A 19128-nucleotide genomic window follows, 5' to 3' on the forward strand; every position below is an offset into this window, starting at 1 on the left:
GGACTACGCGCCGCTGATCGAGGCGCGGATGACGCTGCGGGCGCACGGCATCCGGCTCGCGGTGGACGACGCCGGCGCCGGCTACGCCTCGTTCCGGCACATCGTGGCGCTGGCCCCGGACATCATCAAGATCGACCGCGGCATCGTCTCCGGCGTCGACAAGGACACCGCCCGCAGCGCCCTGGTCGGCGCGATGGTGACCTTCGCCCGCAGCGCCGGTGCCACCATCGTCGCCGAGGGGGTGGAGAAGGCCAGCGAGCTGGACTGCCTGGCCCGGCTCGGGGTGGACACCCTGCAGGGCCACCTCACCGGCGTGCCGACCAGCACCCGGGCCGACTGGTCGGCCTGGGGCAAGTCGGCGCCCACCATCAGCAACCGCTGACCACCGGCCCCGGCCCGCGCCGGTTTCGTATCCGATCTGCACGCCCTCGGCCGAGTCCGGCCCGTGGGGTCAGGCCTTGGGGAACTTGAGCTTGGACAGGTCGGGCAGCTCGGTGCCCGGCGGCAGGCTCGGGAACCCAGCCGCTCCGCCGGGTGAGAACCCGCCGCCCGGCATTCCGGTCAGGCCGGGCAGTCCCGCCGGCATCCGCGGCTGGCTCGGGCCGCGTCCGGCCTGCTTGTTCTTGCCCTTCTTGCCCTTGCGGTTCTTGCTGTTGTTGCGCCGGGCCCCGGGTAGCCCCATCCCGCCGGTCATCCGGGCCATCATCTTGCGGGCCTCGAAGAACCGGTCCACCAGGTTGTTGACCTCGCTGACGGTGACGCCGGAGCCGTTGGCGATCCGCAGCCGGCGCGAGCCGTTGATCAGCTTCGGGTCGTCCCGCTCGGCCGGCGTCATCGAGCGGATGATTGCCGCGGTCCGGTCCAGGTCCTTGTCGTCGACCTGGGCCAGCGCCTCCTTCATCTGCCCGGCGCCGGGCAGCATGCCCAGCAGGTTGCCGATCGGGCCCATCCGGCGGATCGCCTGCAACTGCTCGAGGAAGTCCTCCAGCGTGAACTGGTTGCCGCTGGTGATCTTGGAAGCCATTCGTTCGGCTTCATCGGCGTCGAAGGTCCGCTGGGCCTGCTCGATGAGGGTGAGCACGTCGCCCATGTCCAGGATGCGGGAGGCCATCCGGTCGGGGTGGAAGACGTCGAAGTCCTCCAGCTTCTCGCCGTTGGAGGCGAACAGGATCGGCTGGCCGGTGACGTAGCGCACCGACAGCGCCGCACCGCCGCGGGCGTCGCCGTCGAGCTTGGTGAGCACCACGCCGGTGAAGCCGACCCCGTCGCGAAACGCCTCGGCGGTGTTGACGGCGTCCTGGCCGACCATCGCGTCGAGGACGAACAGGATCTCCTGCGGCTGCACCGCGTCGCGGATGTCGGCGGCCTGCTGCATCAGCTCGGCGTCGATGCCCAGCCGGCCGGCGGTGTCGACGATCACCATGTCGTGCTGGGCGCGCCGGGCGAAGTCGAGGGAGTCCCGGGCCACCGAGACCGGGTCGCCCACCCCGTTGCCCGGCTGCGGGGCGTACACCGCCACCCCGGCCCGCTGGCCGACGATCTGCAGCTGGTTGACCGCGTTCGGGCGCTGCAGGTCGGCGGCCACCAGCACCGGGGCGTGGCCCTGCTCCTTGAGGTGGCGGGCCAGCTTGCCGGCCAGGGTGGTCTTGCCGGAGCCCTGCAGGCCGGCCAGCATGATCACCGTGGGCGGGTTCTTGGCGTAGCGCAGCCGGCGGGTCTCGCCGCCGAGGATGGTGATGAGCTCCTCGTTGACGATCGAGATGACCTGCTGGGCGGGGTTGAGCGCCCGGCTGACCTCCTCGCCGGAGGCCCGCTCCTTCACCGCCGCGATGAACTGCCGGACCACCGGCAGCGCGACGTCGGCCTCCAGCAGGGCGATCCGGATCTCGCGGGCCACCGCGTCGATGTCGGCCTGGGACAGCCGGCCCTTGCCACGCAGGCCGGTGAAGACCTTGGTCAGCCGTTCAGACAGCGTGTCGAACACCGAGACAACCCCTTAGCTAGACCGGGCACATCGCCGTCCAGGGTACGTGAGCGGCCTGCCCTCGCCGCGTTGCCCGTTCCGGCGGTCGGGCGCTAGAGCAGCCCCCGGCCACCGTCGACGTAGATCACCTGGCCGGTGACGTAGCCGGACTCCTCACCGGCGAAGAACGCCGCGGTGTTGGCGATGTCGGCCGGGACGCCGCCCCGGCGCACCGGGATGGTGGCGGCCACCCGCTCGCGCATCTCCTCGATGGTGGAGCCGATCCGCTCGGCGGTGGCCTTGGTCATGGCCGTCTCGATGAAGCCCGGCGCGATCGCGTTGGCCGTGATGCCGAACTGGCCGAGCTCGATGGCCAGCGTCTTGGTGAAGCCCTGCAGGCCGGCCTTGGCGGTGGCGTAGTTGGCCTGGCCGCGGTTGCCCAGCGCCGAGGTGGAGGACATGGTGACGATCCGGCCGTAGTGGGCCTGCACCATGTGCACCTGGGCGGCCCTGCTGCACAGGAAGGCGCCCTTGAGGTGCACGTTCATCACGGTGTCCCAGTCGTCCTCGGACATCTTGAACAGCATGTTGTCGCGCAGCACGCCGGCGTTGTTGACCAGGATGTGCAGGGCGCCGAACTCGGCCACCACCCGCTCGACCGCGGCCTCCACCTGGTCGGCCTTGCTGACGTCGGCGCCGATGCCGATCGCGCCGGCGCCGATTCTCGTGGCGGTTGCCGACGCCGCGTCGGCATTCAGGTCGAGCACCGCGACCTTGGCGCCGTCGGCGGCCAGCCGGGTCGCGATCGCCTCCCCGATGCCCTGCGCGCCGCCGGTCACCAGCGCCACCCGGTCCTGCACTCCTGCCATGCTCAGTCCTTCCCCTGCTCTTCGCGCGAGCGCTCATCGCCCGCTCGCTTCGGTCTGACTGTCAACTCGCTGCGCGCCTCGCTCGTCCCTCGCTCGATGCTCGCTCGCCTGCTCGCTGGCGCTCGCTGCGATCCTCACTCGCCGGTACCTGCCGTGGCGCCGGTCGCGCCGGTCGCGCCGGCCAGCCGGGCCATCGCCGTGAGCCAGCCCTCGACGTCGGCCGCCTTCGCCGCCCAGAACTTACCCACTTGCGGGTGCGGCAGGATCAGGAAGGCCTCCCGGGTGACCGCCTCGACCACGGCGTCGGCCACCTGCTCGACGCCGAGCACCGGGCCGGACGCGGCGACCGCGGCGGCGGCCGGTGATCCGGCGGCCAGGCCGTCGGTCAGCAGCGGGGTGTCCACGCCCATCGAGCACAGCACGCTGACCCGGATGTTGTGCTCGCGGTAGCTGTAGGCCAGCCACTCGGCCAGTCCCACCGCGGCGTGCTTGCTGGCGGTGTACGGGGCGTCGCCCGGGGCGCTGAGCAGCCCGGCGGCGGAGGCGGTGTTGAGCAGGTAGCCACCGCCCGCGGCGATCATCGCCGGCAGCACCGCCCGGGCCGCGTAGACGTGGGCCATCACGTGCAGGTCCCAGGCCTGCTGCCAGGCATCGGCGCCGGCCTGCAGTCCGCTTCCGGTGCCGAGGCCGGCGTTGGAGCAGAACAGGTCGATCCGGCTGTGCTCGGCCAGCACCTCGGCGACCAGCGCGGCCACCGCGGCCTCGTCGGTGACGTCCAGCTCCCAGGCACTGGCCCGCTCCCCCAGCCCGGCGGCCAGCTCCGCGACGGCGGCCGGATTCCGGTCGGCCAGCACCACCGCCTTGGCGCCCTCGGCGACGAACCGGCGGGCCAGCCCGGCGCCGATGCCGCTGCCGGCGCCGGTCACCACGACCACCGCGTCCGCGATCCTCACCGGCTGGCCCCGTCCGTGGCTCCGAGGCCGGCGAGTACGGCCGCCAAGCCCTCGACGGTCGCGGTCTCGGGGCTGGGCAGCAGCGCGATCACCGGAGTCTGCACCCCGGCGGTGACGTAGCGCCGGACCTGCTCGCGGCAGCGGTCCGGGCTGCCGTGCACCACCAGCTCGTCGATTAGGCCCTCGGGAACCGCCTCGACGGCGGCGGCCCGGTCACCGGCCTGCCAGAGCTGCCACATCCGCTCCAACCGCGGCCCGCGGCCCAGCCACCGGTGGAACTCGGCATAGGCCGGCACACTGAGGTAGGCAGCGATCAGCCGCCGGCCGACCGCCCGGGCGTGGCCGGCATCGGAGGTCGGGCACACGAAGATCCGCGCCACGATCCGGCTGGCCGGGTTGCCGACCGCGGCCACGCAGCGGGCCACGTCGCCGGCGGCCAGCCAGTTCAGGATTGCCCCGTCGGCCTCCCGGCCGGCCAGGGCCAGCATCTGCGGACGCAGCGCCGCCAGCAGGATCGGCACCCGCTCGGCCGGCGGCCGTTCCAGCCGGAAGCCGTCCACGCTGAAGGTGTCGAACTCCCCCGTCACCTTCTCCCCGCTCAGCGCCCGGCGCACGAAACGCAGCACGTCCCGGGTCCGGCGGTAGGGCCGGTCGTAGCCGATGCCGTTCCACTGCTCGACGATCGCCGGGCTGGAGGCTCCCAGCCCCAGGCTGAAGCGGCCCGGCGCGAGTTCGGCCAGGCCGGCCGCGGACTGCGCGATCAGGGCGGGCCCGCGGGTGAACACCGGGACGATCGCGGTGCCCAGTTCCAGCCGGGGCTGCCAGCTCGCTGCCAGCGCCAGCGGGGTGAACGCGTCGACACCGGCCGTCTCGGACGACCAGGCGTCGGTGTAGCCCTGGTCCGGCAGTGCCCGCACCAGCTCGGCCTGCGCCGGCAACGTCACGCCCGGCAGCGGCAGGCTGATCCCCCAGCCGGTCATCGGCCGGGCCGGGTCATAGCTGCCTTGGTCAGCTCGACCCGGGCCACGCTGCGTAGGTGCACCTCGTCCGGCCCGTCGGCCAGGTGCAGGGTGCGCAGCCCGGCCCACATCTGGGCCAGCGGCGTGTCTCCAGACACCCCGGCCGCGCCGAAGGCCTGGATCGCCCGGTCGAGGACGTAGGACGCCGCCCGGGGTGCGGCCACCTTGATCGCCGCGATCTCGGTGGCGGCCTGCCGGACCCCGGCGGTGTCGATCAGCCAGGCGGTCTTGAGCACCAGCAGCCGGGCCTGCTCGATCGCCAGCCGGGACTCCGCGATCCAGTTCCGGACCACCCCCTGCTCGGCCAGCGGGCGGCCGAAGGCGTGCCGGTCCCGGGTGCGGGCGACCATCAGCTCCAGGGCGCGCTCGGCCATTCCCAGTGCCCGCATGCAGTGGTGGATGCGGCCCGGCCCGAGCCGGGCCTGCGCCATCGCGAAGCCGCCGCCGCGCGGGCCGAGCAGGTTGCCAGCCGGCACCCGGACGTCGTCGAAGCTGATCTCGCCGTGGCCGCCGTGCGGGCCGTCGTCGTAGCCGAACACCGTGGTGGAGCGGTGCACGCTCACTCCGGGGGCGTCCAGCGGCACCAGGATCATCGAGTGCCGGGCGTGCCGGTCGGCGTCCGGGTCGGAGACCCCCAGCACGATGGCCAGCGCGCACTCCTCGCGCAGCGCGCCGGTCGACCACCACTTTCGCCCGCTGACCACGTAGGAATCTCCGTCGGCCACGATCCGGGTTTCGATGTTGGTGGCGTCGGAGGAGGCCACGTCCGGCTCGGTCATCGAGAAGCAGGAGCGGATCTCGGCGTCCAGCAGCGGCTTGAGCCACTGCTCGTACTGCTCGGCGGTGCCGAACATCGCCAGCAGTTCCATGTTGCCGGTATCGGGTGCCGAGCAGTTCATCGCCTCCGGGGCCAGCTGCGGCACCCGGCCGGAGAGCTCGGCCAGCGGCGCGTAGTCCAGCACCGACAACCCGGCGCCGAACCGGGAATCGGGCAGGAACAGGTTCCACAACCCGCGCCGGCGTGCCTCGGCCTTCAGCTCGGCGAGCACCGCCGGGGTGGCGAACGGCCGGCCGGCCGCGCGGTTGGCCTGCTCCTGCACGGCGAAGACCGCCTCGGCCGGGTAGACGTGCGAGTCCAGGAAGCCGGCCAGCTCGGCCTGCAGCGCTCGTGAGCGCTCGCTGTGCTGAAAATCCATCGAACCGTTTCCCCTTATGCTCTAAGCCGTTCGGCGGCTGCGCCGAGCGTGGTGTCGCGCAACCGGCCGAACACCTCGAACCCGCTGCCGACGGTCTTGCCCTGCAGGTAGCGCGCGTGGATGCCGGCGGCGATCACCGCGAGCTTGAAGTAGCCGAAGGCGATGTACCAGTCCAGCTCGGCCAGCGACTGCCCGGTGCGTCCGGCGTAGCGGTCGAGCAGCTGGTCCGGGCCGAGAAAGCCTTGGGCCGCCGGGAAGTCCGGCATCACCGAGTCGGCGGCACCGGCCAGCTGGTGGTAGACGTAGAGCAGCCCGAGGTCGGTCAGCGGATCGCCCAGGGTGGCCATCTCCCAGTCCACCACCGCGGCGATCTCGTCGAAGCCGGGACTGAACAGCACGTTGGTCAGCCGGTAGTCGCCGTGCACGATGCCGGCCCGGGATGAGGCCGGCAGCCGTTCGGTGAGCCGCTCGACGACCACCGCCTCCCCCTCGCCTGCGCTGTCGCCGGCCGGCATCGAGGCCTGGAACTGCTGGTGCCAGCGGGCGACCTGGCGCGCCAGAAAGCCCTCCGGACGGCCGAACCCGGTCAACCCGACCGCGTGCGGGTCGATGCCGTGCAGCGCGACCAGGGTGTCCACCAGCAGCTCGCCGGTCCGGGTGGCGGTGGGGCGGTCCGGCACCAGGTCGGACCGGTCGAGCACGATGCCGGGCACGAAGGACATCAGGTAGAACGGCTGGCCGAGCACGTCGGGGTCGGTGCACAGCGCCACCGGCTCGGGCACCGGGACGGCCGAGCCGTGCAGGGCCGAGATCACCGTGTACTCCCGGGCCATGTCGTGCGCGGTGGGCAGCACGTGGCCGAGCGGCGGCCGGCGCAGCGCCCAGGTGTGCGCACCGTCGGTCAGCCGGTAGGTCAGGTTGGACCGGCCGCCGGCGATCACCTCGCCGGTCAGCGAGCCGTGTCGCAGTCCGGGGCGGACTTGATCCAGCCAGGTGGTGACCTGCTCCAGATCCAGGCCCGGAATGTCGGATGGCACTCAGGCACCCTACGGTCCGATCGACCGGCCAAGCCAGTCGGCATATGCGGTTGCCGTTCTCCGTAGCGTTAGCCTTCGCCTCATGGCTGGGCAACTGCACCACGTGGAGCTGTGGGTGCCAGACATCGAGCGCGCCGTTGACGAATGGGGCTGGCTATTGACCCGGTTGGGTTATCAACTATTTCAAGAATGGCCCTCTGGCCGCAGCTGGCGCCTGGGCTCGACGTACCTCGTAGTCGAACAATCGCCTGCGATGGTTGGCAATGATCACGAACGCCACCGGCCAGGGCTCAACCACATCGCCTTTCACGCGGGCGGACGAGAGGAGGTCGACGCTCTTACCGGTGCTAGCCACCTTCATGGCTGGACGCTGATGTTCCCCGACGCTCACCCGTATGCCGGGGGCGGCAATCACTACGCTTCCTACCTCGTCAACGCCGATGGGTACGAGGTCGAACTCGTGGCTACTGCCCCCGAAGACTCAGCCGATGACCCGGTCGACGTAGCACCAGCGCCCAGGCTCCCCGGGACACACCCGCGACGTGCCGTCCCGTAGACGCTCCTCGCAACCGATGCCGTCGCGCGGACTGCACCGGCGCTAGCCCGCCAGCGCTGCGGTCACCTCATGGGTGACCGAATCCTGGTGCTCGGCCGACAGCGGCTTGCCGTTCCCATCAGTGAGGTAGAAGGCGTCTACCACGTGCGCGCCCAATGAGGAGATCCGCGCCGAGCGGATGTCGGCCCCGGCGCTCTCCAGGGCCGCGGTCAGCCGGTGCAGCAGGCCGATGGCGTCCCGGGTGCGGACCTCCAGCACGGTGGCGTCGGTGGCCTCGTCGTCGAACCACAGCAGGCGGGGCGGCGGCGGTTGCCCGGACCCCGGCAGCCGGTAGGAGCGCTCCTTGGCGCGCAACCGCTCGTCCAGCGCCAGCGTGCCGGCCAGGATCCGGCGCAGGTCGGCGGTCAGCAGCGCCACCTCGGGGAGCTCGCCGAACCGCGGCGAGACGGTGAACCGGTTGACCGCCATGCCCGCCACCGTCCGCACCTCGGCGGCCCGCACGTCCAGGGAGTGCAGCGCCAGCAGGCCGGCGGCGTCGGACAGCAGGCCAGCCCGGTCCGGCGCGACCACCAGCACGTCCTCGCCCTCGACCAGCACCTCGGTGCCGCCCCGGCGGGCCAGCCGCAGCACCGCCTCGGACGGCGGCTGCGGCTGCGGCGGCCGGCCACCGCCGAGCACCGCCCGGGTGGCCCGGACCAGCTGGCCGACCAGCGCTGCCTTCCAGTCGCTCCAGGCGGCCGGGCCGGTGGCCGCCGCGTCGGCAATGGTCAACTGGTGCAGCAGGTCCAGCAGCTCCGCCGAGCCCTCGATCGCCGCCACCACCAGCGCCACCGTGGAGGGGTCGTCCAGGTCGCGCCGGGTGGCGGTGTCGGGCAGCAGCAGGTGGTGGCGGACCAGTGCCGCGATGGTGCCGGCGTCGGAATCGGAGAAGCCCATCCGGGTCGCGATCCGCCGGGCCAGCACCGCCCCGGTCTCGGAGTGGTCGCCGAGCCGGCCCTTGCCGATGTCGTGCAGCAGCGCGCCCACCAGCAGCAGGTCCGGACGGGCCACCTCGGATGCCCGGGCACCGGCCTGCACCGCCGTCTCGATCAGGTGCCGGTCCACCGTGAACAGGTGCACCGGGTTGTGCTGCGCGGTGAACCGGACGCCCTCCCATTCCGGCAGCAGCCGGCTGAGCAGGCCGTGCTGGTCCAGCGCCTCCAGCGCCGGCACCGCCCGCGCACCGGCGCCCAGCAACGCCACGAACTCCGCCCGGGCCGCCGCCGGCCAGGGTTCGGGCAGCGGGGCGGCCTCGGTGGCCAGCCGGCTCAGCGCGTAGGCCGAGATCGGCAGGTCCGCGGCCGCCGCCGCCCGGGCCACCCGCAGGGTCAGCACCGGATCGGCCCACGGGTCGGCGTCCCGGGCCAGCACCACCTCGCCGCCCTGGGTCACCACGTCCCTGGCCAGCGGGGTGCGGACATCGGCGTCGGTGCCCGGGCCCGGCCGCCGCAGCCGGCCCAGCAGCGACCGCGGCGCCCGGCGCTCGGCAACAGGCACCCGGCGCCAGGCCGCGTCGGTGGCGTAGGCCAGCGTCCGGGCCGCCTCGTGCACCGCCCGCAGCGCCTCGTCCGGGCCGGCCAGCCCCAGCGCCTGGCCCACCGAGTCGCGGTCCTGGGCCCGCAGCACCTCGGCGGGCCGGCCGGCCAGCCGGTGCAGCTCGCCGCGCACGTCCAGCAGCGTGCCGGCGGCCCGCACCACCGGCGGGGTCAGGTCCAGCAGTTGCGCCGAGGCGAGTGCGCGCAGTCCCACCCAGTCGCGCAACCCGCCCCGGCAGTCCTTGAGGTCGGGCTCCAGCAGGAAGGACGCGTCGCCGCGGGCCGCCCAGCGACCGCGGGCCAGCTCCTGCAGTTGCCCCACCCGGGCCGGCGCGGCACGCCGCCACCGGTCGATCGCCTGCTCGCGGACCAGCCCGGTCAGTCCCGGATCGCCCGCCAGGTGCCGGGCGTCCAGCAGCCCCAGCTGCACCTTCAGGTCGCTGTCGGCCACCGCCAGCGCCTGCTGCGGGGTGCGCACCGAGTGGTCCAGTCCCAGCCCAGCGTCCCAGATCGGGTACCACAGCGCGTCGGCCACCTCGGCAATACCAGCCACCGTGCCGTCGTGCAGCAGCACCAGGTCCAGATCACCGTACGGGGCGGGCTCACGGCGCCCGAGGCTGCCGACCGAGACCAGCGCGACGCCGGGCACCGGCGGCAGCAGCCCGGCCAGCCAGCTGTCGAGCAGGGTGGCCAGCTCGGCGCGCAGCGGCTTGCCGGCCAGGTCGGTGCGGGCCAGCAGTCCGGCCCGGGCCGCGGCGACGGACTCCCCCGCCGACCCCGCCCCGGCAGCCGGACCGGCCCCGGCAGCCGGACCAGCCCCGGCAGCCGGACCAGCCCCAAGCGGGCTAGAGGGCGTCGTCATCCCGTTCGCCGGTCCGCACCCGCACCACCGTCTCGACCTCGGTCACCCAGACCTTGCCGTCGCCGATCTTGCCGGTCCGGGCCGCCTCGACCATCGCCTCGACCACCTTGGCGGCGTCGTGCACCAGCACCTCGACCCGCACCTTGGGCACCAGGTCCACGGTGTACTCCGCGCCCCGGTAGACCTCGGTGTGGCCGCGCTGCCGGCCGAAGCCGGACACCTCGCTGACTGTCAGGCCCTGGATGCCCAGGTTCTCCAGGGCGAGCTTGACGTCCTCGAGCTTGAACGGCTTGATGATGGCGGTCACCAGCTTCATGCCTGCACCCTTTCCCTGTTCACCGCGGCCGGGGTGTACTGGCCGCCACCGGAGCCGGTCAGCGTACCGAAGTCGTAGGCGGTCTCGCCGTGGATGGACTGGTCCAGCCCGGTCAGCTCATCCTCCTCGCTGACCCGGGTGCGCATCACCAGGCCGATCACCCGGGCGATCAGGTAGGTGCCGACGAAGGAGAACGCGGTGACCAGCGCGGCGGCCTCCACCTGGTGCAGCAGCAGGTTCCAGCCGCCGTACTTCCCGCCGCCGCCGTAGAGGATGCCGTTGTTGGCCAGCGGGTTGGTGACGTCGGTGGAGAACAGCCCCACCGACACGGTGCCGATCCAGCCGCCGACGAAGTGCACGCCGACCACGTCGAGGGAGTCGTCGTAGCCCAGCCGGTTCTTGAGGTTGATCGCGAACGCGCAGCCGACGCCGGCCAGCAGGCCGATCACCAGCGCGCCGCTGACGCTGACGAAGCCGGCGCACGGCGTGATGGCCACCAGCCCGGCCACCGCGCCGGACGCGGCACCGAGCGCGGTGGACTTGCCGAAGCGCAGCTTCTCCACCGCCAGCCAGCCGAGCATCGCGGTGGCGGTCGCGGTGTTGGTGTTCATCCAGGCGTAGCCGGCCAGGTTGTTGGCCGCCAGCGCGGAGCCTGCGTTGAAGCCGAACCAGCCGAACCACAGCAGCCCGGCGCCCAGCATCACGAACGGGATGTTGTGCCCGCGCATGTTCTGGTGCGGCCAGCCGCGCCGCCGGCCCAGCACCAGCGCCATCGCCAGGCCCGCGGCGCCGGCGTTGATGTGCACCACGGTGCCGCCGGCGAAGTCCTCGGCGAAGAACTTGCCGGACGCCTGCAGCGAGGAGTTGAGGAAGCCGTCGCCGTTGAACACCCAGTGCGCGACCGGGGCGTAGATCAGGATCGACCAGGCCGCGACGAAGGCCAGGAACGCCCCGAACTTCCACCGGTCGGCCGTCGAGCCGGTGATCAGCGCCGGGGTGATGATCGCGAACGTCAGCTGGAAGGCGACGAAGACCATGGTTGGCGTGGTCTGGGCCGAGCCCAGGGTGGGCACCACGTCGGTGACGTTGTGCATCAGCAGGTAGTGCAGGTCGCCGAGGTAGCGACCGGTGCCGCCGAAGGCCAGCGTGAAACCGATCACCACCCAGGTGACGCTGACCACCGCCATCGCGGCGAAGTTCTGCATCAGCATGGCCAGCGCGTGCTTGGCGCGCACCATGCCGCCGTAGAAGAACGCCAGCGCCGGGGTCATCAGCAGCACCAGGCAGGACGCGGCCAGCACCCAGGCGGTGTCGCCCGCGCTGAGGTTCTTGGCGTCGAACGGGGTGTAGCTGGTAGCGGTGAGAAGGGCTGGGGACACTCGGGTCTCCGCTTCTGTCTCGGAACGAATGGTTGACGGGTAGGTGTCGACAGGCCGGCCGGCACGTTGCGACGAGCATCAGCCGGGACTGTTACGCGCAGTGCCCGGCTGTGTTTCCGGCAGATGAACTCCGCAGCGGCCGTCCGGGCAGCCGGAAGGTGCGGCTAAATCGGTCGATAACGGCTGGGTTTTCTTTGATCTTCGAACACCTGCCGCAGTCAGCGCGCAGCCGGCCGGTAGCGTCGTGGCATGCCCAGCCTCACCCGCCGCGAAGCTGTCCAACGTGCGGCGTTGCTGACTGTCCGTAATTACCGGATCGCCCTCGACCTGACCATGCCGGGGAACCGGTTCTGCTCGGACACCACCATCACCTTCGCCGCGTCCGAGCCGGGCGCGAGCACCTTCCTCGACCTGCGGGCAGCCGAGGTGCTGTCGGTGCACCTCAACGACGAACCGGTGGATCCGGCCGGGCTCACCGACGGCCGGCTGCCGCTGACCGGGCTGCGCGCCGAGAACACCCTGCGGGTGCAGGCGCTGATGGCCTACTCCAGCGACGGCGAGGGCATCCACCGCCACGTCGACCCGGCCGACGGCCGGACCTACCTGTACGCGATGTCGTTCCTGGACGCCGCGCCGCGCTGGTTCGCCTGCTTCGACCAGCCCGACCTGAAGGCCGGCTACGACATCGACGTGCAGTGCCCGCCGGACTGGACGGTGATCGGCAACTCCCCCGCCTCCCGCACCGCGCCCGGGCACTGGCAGCTGTCGACCACCCAGCCGCTGGCCACCTACTTCGTCACGCTGGTTGCCGGTCCCTACGCCTCGGTCACCGCCGAGCACGACGGCATCGTGCTGGGCCTGCACGCCCGGGCCTCGCTGGCCGAGCACCTGGAGGCCGAGGCCGCCGACATCCTGGGCGTGACCGCCGCGTCGCTGGACCGCTACCACGAGCTGTTCGGCATCCGGTACCCGTTCCAGGAGTACCACCAGGCCTTCGTGCCGGACTTCAACGCCGGCGCCATGGAGAACCCCGGCTGCGTCACGTTGCGCGACCAGTACGTCTTCCGCTCGGCGGCCACCCGGGGCGAGCGCTGCGACCGCGCCTCGACGATCGCGCACGAGATGGCGCACATGTGGTTCGGCGACCTGGTGACCATGCGCTGGTGGGACGACCTGTGGCTCAACGAGTCGTTCGCCGAGTACATGGGCTACCGGGTCTGCGCGGAGCTGGCGGACAGCTCCGGTCCGGACTCGCCGGCCGCGCTGGCATCCCTGGCATCCCTGTCTTGGCTGGAGTTCGGGCTGCACCGCAAGGACTGGGGCCGGGTGGCCGACCAGGCGCCGTCCAAGCACCCGGTGGCCGGCAACGGCTCCGAGGACGCTGCCACGGCGCTGGCCGACTTCGACGGCATCTCCTACGCCAAGGGCGCCTCGGTGCTCAAGCAGCTGGCGGCCCACCTCGGCGACGAGGTGTTCTTCGCCGGGCTGCGCCTGCACTTCTCCCGGCACCGGTTCGGCAACGCCGAGTTCGCCGACCTGATCGAGGCCTGGACCGAGGCCGGCGCGCAGGACCTGGCCGGCTGGGCCGAGCTGTGGTTGCGCACCAGCGGGCTGGACACCCTGACCGCCGAACAGCGGCCGGACGACGGCGGCCCGGCCGACGTGTGGCTCGGCCGAAGCTCGCCGGACGGCACCCGGCGGCCGCACACCGTCCGGGTGGCCGGCTTCGACGGCTCCGGCCGCCAGCTGCTCGACGAGCAGGTCACCCTGCACGGCGACGAGGTACCCGTCGGCCGGGCGGCCGGCCCGCTGCGGCTGGTGGTTGCCGACAGCGGCGACGACAGCTGGGCCAAGATCCGGTTCGGGGCGGCGGGCTGGCAGGCGGTCGCCGAGCTGCTGCCGCGCATCGAGGCGGCTCCCACCCGGGTGGTGCTCTACAACGCCATCCGGGATGCCGTCCGCGACGCCGAGCTGGACTCCGAGCAGGCACTGGACATGGTGCTGGCCGCGCTGGCCCGGGAACCGGTGGAGCTGGTGACCGCCGAGCTGCTGCAGTTCGCCACCGAGAAGCTGGCCGGCTGCTTCGCCGTGCCCGCCGACCGGCCGGCCCGCCGGGCGCGGATCGCCGAGCTCGCGCACCGGTTGCTGGCCACCGCCCCGCCCGGCAGCGACGCCCAGCTGGAGGCGGCCCGGGCCGGCATCCGGGCCAGCGACGATCCCGACTGGCTGGTTGCCTGGGAGGCCGGCCGGCAGCTGCCGCCCGGCCTGGTGATCGACGCGGAGCTGCGCTGGGCGCTGGTCACCCGGCTGGCCGCCCTCGGAGCCCTGTCGGCGGCCGACATCGACGCCGAGCTGGCCCGCGACGAGAGCACCGCCGGGGTGGTGCACGCCGCCCGGGCCCGGGCGATGCGGCCGGACCCGGCCGCCAAGGCCGACACCTGGGCGCTGCTCACCCAACCCAGCGAGCGGCCGGTCTACGAGCTGTACGCCAGCGCCGAGGGCTTCTTCGAGCCCGGCCAGCACGAGCTGACCGCGCCGTACCTGCCCCGGTTCTTCGCCGAGATGCCCGGCACCGCCGGCCACCGGCGCGGCTGGGCGCTGGGGGCGGTGATCGGCAAGGCGTTCCCGGTGGCCGCCGCGTCCGGCGAGGTGCTCGACCTGGCCGAGCAGACCGTGGCCGCCGACCGATCGCTGGACCCGGCGGTCCGGCGGGCCCTGGTCGACGGCACCGACACGCTGCGGCGGGCGGTCCGCTCGCTGCGGCGCTCCGGCAGGCTCTGATCCGCCCCTGGTCGAACTGCGTGCCAGCTCACCCCGGCAGAGCCTGATCTGCGCCGGCCCGGGGCCGCCCGCTAGGGTCGCGGGCATGAGCGAGATGAACGTGCGCGGCCTCACCATCGCGGTGCACGCCGGTAACCGGGACGAGGCGCTGGCCTTCTACTGCGCCCTGATCGGGCGTGACCCCGACTTCGGACCGGATCCCGACTTCTACGAGTGGGAGATCTCGCCCGGCGCATGGCTGCAGCTGGCAACCGGCCGGACCGACATCAAACCGTCCTCGTTCCGGCTGCGGCTGGCCGTCGAGGACATCGAGGCCGCGGTCGGCATGCTGCGCGCCAAGGGCTTCGAGCCCGGCGACATCAAGCGGCTGCCCGGGCTGGCCGCCTTCGCCAACCTGACCGACCCGTGGGGCAACCCGCTGGGCGTCTACCAGGACCTCGGGGTGGCCGCCGGGCCGTGATCCCGGCCGCGCTCCCTCAGGCGGCGCTGCCCGCCACCGCGGCCCGGCCGGCGACGAAGGCCCGTACGCAGGTCTCGATGTCGTCGTCGGAGTGCACCGCCGACAGCTGCACCCGGATTCGCGCCTTGCCCTGCGGCACCACCGGGTAGCTGAAGGCGATCACGAACACCCCCTCGGCGAGCATCGCGTCGGCGATCCGGGCGGCCTTGGCCGCGTCGCCGATCATCACCGGCACGATCGGGTGCTCGCCCGGCAGCAGGTCGAACCCCTCCTCGGTCATCCGGCGCCGGAACAGCTCGGCGTTGTGCCGCAGGGTGAGCCGCTGCTCGGCCGAGCCCTCCAGCAGGTCCAGCGCCGCCAACGAGCCCGCCACCGTGGGCGGCGCCACGCTGTTGGAGAACAGGTAGGGACGCGAGCGCTGCCGCAGCAGGTCCACGATCTCGGCGTGCGCGGCGACGTAGCCGCCGGAGGCGCCGCCCAGGGCCTTGCCGAACGTCCCGGTCAGGATGTCCACCCGGTCGCTCACCCCGGCGAGCTCCGGCGTCCCCCGGCCGTGCTCGCCGATGAAGCCGACCGCGTGCGAGTCGTCCACCATCACCAGCGCGTCGTGCCGCTCGGCGAGGTCGCAGATGTCGGCCAGCGGGGCGAGGTAGCCGTCCATCGAGAACACCCCGTCGGTGACGATCACCCGGTGCCGGGCGTCGGCGGCCGCCTTCAGCTGCTCTTCCAGGTCTGCCATGTCGCGGTTGCGGTAGCGCAGCCGGCGGGCCTTGGACAGCCGGATGCCGTCGATGATCGAGGCGTGGTTCAGCTCGTCGGAGACGATCGCGTCCTGCGGTCCGAACAGCGTCTCGAACACGCCGCCGTTGGCGTCGAAGCAGGACGAGTACAGGATGGTGTCCTCGGTGCCGAGGAACTCCGACATCCGCCGCTCCAGCTCCTTGTGCTGGTCCTGGGTGCCGCAGATGAACCGGACGCTGGCCATTCCGAAGCCCCAGCGGTCCAGCGCCTCGCGGGCGGCCGCCACGATCTGCGGGTGGTCGGCCAGGCCCAGGTAGTTGTTGGCGCAGAAGTTGATCACTTCCCTGCCGCTGGAGCTGATGTGCGCCGACTGGGGCGTGCCGATCCGCCGCTCCTGCTTGTACAGCCCGGCCTCGCGGATCTCCGCCAGCGTCCGGGCCACGTCCTCGCGCATGCTTCCGTACATGAAACTCGCCACCCCCACTGTCTACGTAGCCGAGCGTTGACCACCGGACGGGCTAGGCCGACCAGTCGAGAACCACCTTGCCGGTACTGCCCGATCGTGCCGTGTCGAACGCCTTGGCCCAGTCGGGCGCGGCGAACCGGTCGGTGATCACCGCCGACACCGCCTGGCGCAGCGTGGCGCTGGAGGCCAGCATGGCGCTCATCGCGTACCAGGTCTCATACATCTCCCGGCCGTAGATGCCCTTGATGGTCAGCATGTGGCTGACCACCTTGGCCCAGTCCACCGTGATCGGCTGGCTGGGCAGCCCCAGCATCGCGATCCGGCCACCGTGGTTCATGTTCGCGATCATCTCCGGCAGCGCGGTCGGGTGGCCCGACATCTCCAGGCCGATGTCGAAGCCCTCCCGCATGCCCAGCTGCTGCTGCGCTTCGGCGATCCGGGTGGTCCGGACGTCCAGCGCCAGGTCCACCCCCATCCGCCGGGCCAGCTCCAGCCGGGCGGGGCTGACGTCGGTGGCCACCAGGAACCGGGCCCCGACGTGCCGGGCCACCGCCGCGGCCAGCAGCCCGATCGGGCCGGCGCCGGTGATCAGCACGTCCTCGCCGGCCAGCGGAAAGGCCAGCGTGGTGTGCACCGCGTTGCCGAATGGGTCGAAGATGGCGCCCACGTCCGGCTCGATGTCGGCACCGTGCACCCAGACGTTGCTCTCCGGGATCACCACGTAGTCGGCGAACGCGCCATCCCGGTGCACGCCGACCGACAGCATCCGGATGCACATCTGGCGCCGGCCGGCCCGGCAGTTGCGGCAGGTGCCGCAGACGATGTGGCCCTCGCCGGAGACCCGGTCGCCGACTTTGACGTCGTGCACCCCGGGGCCGAGCGCGACCACCTCGCCGTAGAACTCGTGGCCGGGGATCAGCGGGGTCCGGATCTCGCTCTGTGCCCAGGCGTCCCAGGACTCGATGTGCAAGTCGGTGCCGCACAGGCCGGTGCGCAGCACCCGGATCTTCACCTCGCCGGCGCCGGCCTCGGGTTCCGGGCGCTCGACGAACTCGAAGCCGGGGCCCGCCGTGGCCTTGTACAGCGCCCTCATGACCGCTGGATCCTTCTCACCGTGGGGCATCCTCTCGCACCGTTGCGAACTCCCGGGATAGCTTGCCAGACGATCTTTCCCCCGGCCGACCGCCGCCGGGCCCGGACGGCTGCCGGTCGGCGCCGGTCAGGCTGATCAATCCAACAGCGCGTCGACGAACTCGGCCGGCACGAACGGCGCCAGGTCGTCGGCACCCTCCCCCAGCCCGATCAGCTTGACCGGCACGCCCAGCTCGCGCTGCACGCTGATCACGATGCCGCCCTTGGCGGTGCCGTCCAGCTTGGTCAGCACCACGCCGGTGACGTCGGCGACCTCGGTGAACACCCGGGCCTGGGTGAGCCCGTTCTGCCCGGTGGTGGCGTCGAGCACCAGCAGCGTCTCGTCGATCGGGCCGTGCTTCTCCACCACCCGCTTGAGCTTGCCCAGCTCGTCCATCAGGCCGACCTTGGTGTGCAGCCGGCCGGCGGTGTCGATCAGGACCGCGTCCACGCCGGCGTCCTTGCCGGCCCGGACCGCCTCGAAGGCGACGCTGGCCGGGTCGCTGCCCTCCGGTCCGCGGACCGTCTTGGCCCCCACCCGGGAGCCCCAGGTCTCGAGCTGGTCGGCGGCCGCCGCCCGGAAGGTGTCGGCGGCGCCGAGCAGCACGCTGCGCCCGTCGGCCACCAGCACCCGGGCCAGCTTGCCGCAGGTGGTGGTCTTGCCGGTGCCGTTCACGCCGACCACCAGCAGCACGGCCGGCGCGTCGGAGCTGCTGACGGTGTGCAGCGTCCGGTCCAGGTCCGGCTGCAGCGCGGTTACCAGCTCGTCGGCCAGCAGGGCGCGCAGCTGGGCCGGGTCCCGGGTGCCCAGCACCTGGGTCCGGGTGCGCAGCCGCTCCACGATCTCGGTGGTCGGCCGGACCCCGACGTCGGCGCCGAGCAGGGCGTCCTCGATCTCCTCCCAGGCCTCGTCGTCGAGCCGGTCGCGGGCCAGCACCGCCAGCAGGCCGCGTCCGAACACGTTCTGCGACCTGGCCAGCCGGGCCCGCAGCCGCTGCATCCGGGTGGCGGTCGGTTCCGGAACGTCCAGCGCCGGCGCTTCTGGTTCCAGCACCGCCGGTGGTCCGGTCGGCGGCGGCAGGGTGTCGGTACGGCTGAGCGGCGGGGCGGCCGGCAGGTCAGTGGGTGGCGGCGGCACCTCGTCGCGGCGCCGGCCCAGCCGGCCGCGCGGCACCACCAGCGAGACGATCAGGCCGACGGCGACGACGACGATGGCAAGGGCGATCAACAGGAATTCGAGCACGGCTCCAGTCTTCCAGCCGGCCGGCCGGGCCGCCGCCACGGGTTCCGACCGGGCACCACTCGGCCCGGGCGCTTGAGTTCCCCGCCGCGCTGCCGAAAGAGCAGTGACGGAGGGATGGACATGGCTGAGCCGATGGTCACGTTCCGGGTTCCCCCGGTTGCCCTGTTTCCGCTGCCCGCCGCCCTCGCCGTCGCCGGCCTGGGACTGCTGGGCCTGGCCGCCGAGCACCATTCGGCACCGGTGGGCTCGGCCGGGTTCTACCTGGTCTTCCTGTCCGTCGCGATCCTGGCCCTCACCTTCCTGCTGCGGGTGCAGCTGAGCCCGGCCGGCGTCCGGATCCGGGCCATGGGGCGCAACCGGCTTATCGGCTGGCCGGAGGTCCGGGCGATAACCGCGGAGCGGCAACGCCGCGGCGGCCGCCAGGTGACGCTCTGGACGGCGTCCGGCCCGGTCCGGCTGCCGCTGCCGTTGGGCCGGGGAACCTGGACCGAGGCGGCGTTCGTCAGCGGCTACCACCAGATCGGGCAGTACTGGCTCGCGCACCGCGCCCCGGACCAGCAGCTGCCGGCCGGGTAGCAGGCG

At 72.7% G+C, this 19128-nt stretch carries 16 protein-coding genes and 1 pseudogene; 5 read left to right on the forward strand and 12 right to left on the reverse strand.

Annotated features, from left to right (window positions below; translation table 11 throughout):
* Positions 1 to 382: EAL domain-containing protein (locus VLJ82_RS13150; RefSeq protein WP_408663814.1), on the forward strand; the 382-nt coding region annotated here is incomplete at its 5' end.
* Between the two features lie 69 nt (positions 383 to 451).
* Here the strand turns inward: VLJ82_RS13150 and ffh are convergent.
* The 6 genes from ffh to VLJ82_RS13180 form a co-directional block, all read right to left on the reverse strand.
* Positions 452 to 1984, reverse strand: coding sequence for a signal recognition particle protein (ffh, locus tag VLJ82_RS13155; protein ID WP_408663815.1), 1533 nt, complete (start codon positions 1982 to 1984; stop codon positions 452 to 454).
* A 92-nt stretch (positions 1985 to 2076) separates the two neighbouring features.
* Positions 2077 to 2832 carry a 3-oxoacyl-ACP reductase FabG gene (gene fabG, locus VLJ82_RS13160; RefSeq protein ID WP_408663816.1) on the reverse strand — a complete coding sequence of 252 codons (756 nt, stop codon included), beginning with the start codon at positions 2830 to 2832 and terminating at the stop codon, positions 2077 to 2079.
* A 134-nt stretch (positions 2833 to 2966) separates the two neighbouring features.
* Positions 2967 to 3785 carry an SDR family oxidoreductase gene (locus VLJ82_RS13165; RefSeq protein WP_408663817.1) on the reverse strand — a complete coding sequence of 273 codons (819 nt, stop codon included), beginning with the start codon at positions 3783 to 3785 and terminating at the stop codon, positions 2967 to 2969.
* Positions 3782 to 4750 (reverse strand): LLM class F420-dependent oxidoreductase, encoded by a 969-nt coding sequence (locus VLJ82_RS13170; protein ID WP_408663836.1) that lies wholly within the window; start codon positions 4748 to 4750, stop codon positions 3782 to 3784. Before VLJ82_RS13170 ends, VLJ82_RS13165 begins: the two co-directional genes overlap by 4 nt.
* 11 nt (positions 4751 to 4761) lie before the next feature.
* Positions 4762 to 6000: an acyl-CoA dehydrogenase family protein gene (locus VLJ82_RS13175; protein WP_408663818.1), complete on the reverse strand. Its 1239-nt coding sequence runs from the start codon at positions 5998 to 6000 to the stop codon at positions 4762 to 4764.
* A gap of 14 nt (positions 6001 to 6014) precedes the next feature.
* Positions 6015 to 7037, reverse strand: coding sequence for a phosphotransferase family protein (locus VLJ82_RS13180; RefSeq protein ID WP_408663819.1), 1023 nt, complete (start codon positions 7035 to 7037; stop codon positions 6015 to 6017).
* Positions 7038 to 7119: 82 nt separating this feature from the next.
* Between VLJ82_RS13180 and VLJ82_RS13185 the strand changes: the two are divergent.
* A pseudogene (locus tag VLJ82_RS13185) lies at positions 7120 to 7503 on the forward strand (VOC family protein); the annotation flags it as partial.
* A 132-nt stretch (positions 7504 to 7635) separates the two neighbouring features.
* Here VLJ82_RS13185 and VLJ82_RS13190 read toward each other — a convergent pair.
* From VLJ82_RS13190 to VLJ82_RS13200, 3 genes are read right to left on the reverse strand one after another with little or no spacing between them, the layout of a single operon-like run.
* Complete coding sequence (locus VLJ82_RS13190; RefSeq protein WP_408663820.1) at positions 7636 to 10029, reverse strand: [protein-PII] uridylyltransferase; 2394 nt, start codon at positions 10027 to 10029, stop codon at positions 7636 to 7638.
* On the reverse strand, positions 10013 to 10345 hold the full coding sequence (locus VLJ82_RS13195; protein ID WP_408661000.1) for a P-II family nitrogen regulator: 333 nt from the start codon (positions 10343 to 10345) through the stop codon (positions 10013 to 10015). Before VLJ82_RS13195 ends, VLJ82_RS13190 begins: the two co-directional genes overlap by 17 nt.
* Complete coding sequence (locus VLJ82_RS13200; RefSeq protein WP_408663821.1) at positions 10342 to 11724, reverse strand: ammonium transporter; 1383 nt, start codon at positions 11722 to 11724, stop codon at positions 10342 to 10344. The genes VLJ82_RS13195 and VLJ82_RS13200 overlap by 4 nt, the downstream gene beginning before the upstream one ends.
* A gap of 249 nt (positions 11725 to 11973) precedes the next feature.
* Between VLJ82_RS13200 and pepN the strand changes: the two genes are divergently transcribed.
* Both pepN and VLJ82_RS13210 read left to right on the forward strand, forming a co-directional pair.
* Positions 11974 to 14505 (forward strand): aminopeptidase N, encoded by a 2532-nt coding sequence (gene pepN, locus VLJ82_RS13205; protein WP_408663822.1) that lies wholly within the window; start codon positions 11974 to 11976, stop codon positions 14503 to 14505.
* An 85-nt stretch (positions 14506 to 14590) separates the two neighbouring features.
* Positions 14591 to 14965 (forward strand): VOC family protein, encoded by a 375-nt coding sequence (locus tag VLJ82_RS13210; protein WP_408663823.1) that lies wholly within the window; start codon positions 14591 to 14593, stop codon positions 14963 to 14965.
* A 16-nt stretch (positions 14966 to 14981) separates the two neighbouring features.
* Here the strand turns inward: VLJ82_RS13210 and VLJ82_RS13215 are convergent, their stop codons facing one another.
* From VLJ82_RS13215 to ftsY, 3 genes are all read right to left on the reverse strand, one after another.
* On the reverse strand, positions 14982 to 16172 hold the full coding sequence (locus VLJ82_RS13215; RefSeq protein WP_408663837.1) for a glycine C-acetyltransferase: 1191 nt from the start codon (positions 16170 to 16172) through the stop codon (positions 14982 to 14984).
* A 52-nt stretch (positions 16173 to 16224) separates the two neighbouring features.
* Positions 16225 to 17265 carry an L-threonine 3-dehydrogenase gene (gene tdh / locus VLJ82_RS13220; protein WP_408663824.1) on the reverse strand — a complete coding sequence of 347 codons (1041 nt, stop codon included), beginning with the start codon at positions 17263 to 17265 and terminating at the stop codon, positions 16225 to 16227.
* A gap of 135 nt (positions 17266 to 17400) precedes the next feature.
* On the reverse strand, positions 17401 to 18546 hold the full coding sequence (gene ftsY, locus VLJ82_RS13225; RefSeq protein ID WP_408663825.1) for a signal recognition particle-docking protein FtsY: 1146 nt from the start codon (positions 18544 to 18546) through the stop codon (positions 17401 to 17403).
* Between the two features lie 120 nt (positions 18547 to 18666).
* Here ftsY and VLJ82_RS13230 point away from each other — a divergent pair, with 120 nt between their 5' ends.
* Positions 18667 to 19122, forward strand: coding sequence for a hypothetical protein (locus VLJ82_RS13230; RefSeq protein ID WP_408663826.1), 456 nt, complete (start codon positions 18667 to 18669; stop codon positions 19120 to 19122).
* The last annotated feature ends 6 nt before the right edge of the window (positions 19123 to 19128 follow it).

The sequence above is a fragment of the Jatrophihabitans sp. genome (assembly GCF_035474675.1).
GTDB lineage: Bacteria > Actinomycetota > Actinomycetes > Mycobacteriales > Jatrophihabitantaceae > Jatrophihabitans_A.